At 37.1% G+C, this 2,638-nt stretch carries 3 protein-coding genes; all 3 read right to left on the minus strand.

Annotated elements, in window-relative coordinates:
• On the minus strand, nucleotides 1-690 hold a 690-nt coding region (locus H5202_RS20290; protein WP_182773657.1), incomplete at its 3' end, for a DUF4276 family protein.
• A complete protein-coding gene (locus H5202_RS20295) occupies nucleotides 683-1,789 on the minus strand; it encodes an AAA family ATPase (RefSeq protein WP_182773658.1) in 1,107 nt (368 codons plus the stop codon). The genes H5202_RS20295 and H5202_RS20290, both read right to left, overlap by 8 nt.
• Nucleotides 1,790-1,813: 24 nt before the next feature.
• Nucleotides 1,814-2,638, minus strand: an 825-nt coding sequence (locus H5202_RS20300) for a DNA methyltransferase (protein ID WP_220493947.1), incomplete at its 5' end; no start/stop codon positions are given.

Genomic DNA, 2,638 nt, shown 5'->3' on the forward strand with positions numbered 1-2,638 from the left:
TTCGTCTCCTGCCACAGCTTCCATCGTAGCTTCTATTTTGTTCAACCATTCATTGAAAAGAGGGCAACGGGCACGCATTTTATCTATGCCTATTTGTTCGGCAATGGTGATACCTTCGGTTGTTTTTCTGAATTTACCACTAGGCTTTAAGTTATTTATACGTTTTGACGGGGCAGTTTCTCGGCTATTATTAATCTTCTCTGGCTCTCCGCATGCTTCAACAATGGCATTAACATCTTCAACATTTACCTTAAGCGCATTCGCTAAAATAGCTTCATCACTGAACAATAAGGTTTCAAACTCATGCATCGCCATATAAGGAATAAATCTTTTATCAATATCGATATTGGTATGATTTTGTTTTATCTTTTCTACTGCGCCATCATTTAACAGCGCTGCTATTTCTATATGGTTTTGATTAGTGATAGTCTCTAAATTAGGCCACTCTTTTAGGCCATAGTAATCAAAAAACTGTGTTACATAGGTATCAGCTCTTTGCTTTAAAAAGCGGCCAATGTCTCTTTCAGCCCGGCTAAATTTCACATCGCCACCTTTTTGACCTGGCTTTGATATTTGCGTCGCCGTCATAAAAATGTTTTTTGCTGCTAAATAGGGTTTGAGAATACGCTCAATAAATATTTGCTCTGTTCTACCTTCAACTATTGCGACAACCTCCATGTAATCACTCATTCACAGGCCCCCCAGCAATAATATTTTTATTCCAAAGTTCACCAACAGAATAATCTTCAAGCCAATCTTCATAATCCTTTTCATCTAATCGGGTGAATGTTGTTGCACTGTCTTTTCTGTTAGCAACAATAATATCTTCAATTGAAAAGTAATTAATTAATTCTGGTGACTGAGTGGCTATCACTACTTGAGTGCGTTCAGACGCAGCTTTAATGAGCTCTGCTAAAATAGCAATCGCCGCAGGATGTAAACCTAGCTCTGGTTCATCAATAATAATCGTTGAAGGCGGATTCGGCTGTAGCAATGCGGTAGCTAAACAAATAAAACGAATAGAACCATCAGATAAGTGATACGGTTGCATTGGGTAGTCAGAGCCTTTTTGAGTCCAGCTCAAATTAACTTCTTCCTTTTCGCCACTTTTACGTGGTTCCAATTGGAAATCGTCAAAAAATGGCGTAACTAATTTGATCGCATTAACAATTTCTTGGTATTCACTTTTATAGTCATCCCTCAATTTCAATAAAAAAGCGCCAATATTTGAAGCATCCCAACGTAGTACTTTATTGTCTTGAACAATTTCGTAACCACGCATAGGCGCAGTAGCACTGGTGTCGTGAAAATGGTAGATCTTCCAAGAGGTAATAGCATCATAAACAGGTCGAGAATACTGTGCGTCAGAGGTATTGTTTTTAACTTCTGCTACCATTTTAGATGCACCTACTGAGTTATCTCCTAAGCTCCACCAACCATAAACACTATGACTGTAATAACGCGCTTCATCTTCTATCGCAACGTCATTATTGGGCGTTGCAACTAAATTAAAGCGAAAGCCACGCGTACCAAAACGGGTTGAAAACTCAATTTTTTTAGTTTTTTTAGGACCACCAAATAATTGATCAACCGCACCACCACTATCGCGGATAAAACGATTTAAATTACCATCAATCAACGCATTTAATAATTTAAAAAAGGCGATAAAATTACTTTTGCCGGCACCGTTAGCACCAACAATAATATTCAGCGCTTTAAGTTCAAACTCTTCAAGTGACTCTATCGATTTAAAGCCCTTAATGGTTACTTTGTCCAATGAGCTACTCATTTTTCTCCTCCCATAAAAGCCACCTTAAATCGATTTAACATCAGTCATTGGTGATATTTGTTTAAATATCTGCTCAACGTTAATTTTTACTGAATCGTTAGCAAAACCATCGTCTCTGAAAACCACGCGCAGTGGCTGTTTTTCTGCAAGAGCTTTAATAAGTTCATTTGAGATATTCTTACCAAAACAAGCAATTAAATCAGCACCTTCACCATTTTCATTGGCATTAACAAAAAATACATCTTTTGATGAAAGTTGCTGTTTCGAGATTGGCAAAGTTAGCCCAACGCCCCAGTCTAATAACACTTGAAATAATAGATCTTCGTCAGTGCGATCTGCTTTAATGTTTTCAACTTGAGCAAACATATCTTCTTGGTTAATTTGATCTGGTTTATAAAAAATTTCTGTCATATTGGAAGAGTCTACTCTTAAAAATCGAAACCCTAAATCTTGCTCTTTACCACTAAGAGATATTTTTTCTCCAGCCAACTTAATTCTTTGTTTTGTTATTTCGGATATAAAGGAAAAACCTTTTTTTCTTGCTTCAGAGCTCTCATTTGTTTTTTCATCTAATTGAATTGCAATAAATTTTCTAGTACCGCTATCAAAAGTATTAGAGTTCATTACTGCATGAGCGGTAGTTCCTGAACCAGCGAAGAAGTCAAGGATAGTAAAGTTGTTACCACCGATCATGCTAATGAAGTATTCTACGAGTTGAACTGGTTTTGGATAATCATCAAATACAACTCCGAGATCAACTATTTCATTAAACGCTTTTTGTGGCCCCCCAAGTCCCGATAATGAGGAGATAACATGACTAGGTTTTCCTCGAACTTTTACAGCTTCAAT

This window comes from Shewanella sp. SG41-4 (assembly GCF_014164505.1).
Taxonomy (GTDB): domain Bacteria; phylum Pseudomonadota; class Gammaproteobacteria; order Enterobacterales; family Shewanellaceae; genus Shewanella.

Excerpts from the sequence above, each read along its gene's own strand:
- H5202_RS20295 (WP_182773658.1), bottom strand. The coding sequence starts at position 1,789 with ATGAGTAGCTCATTGGACAAAGTAACCATTAAGGGCTTTAAATCGATA.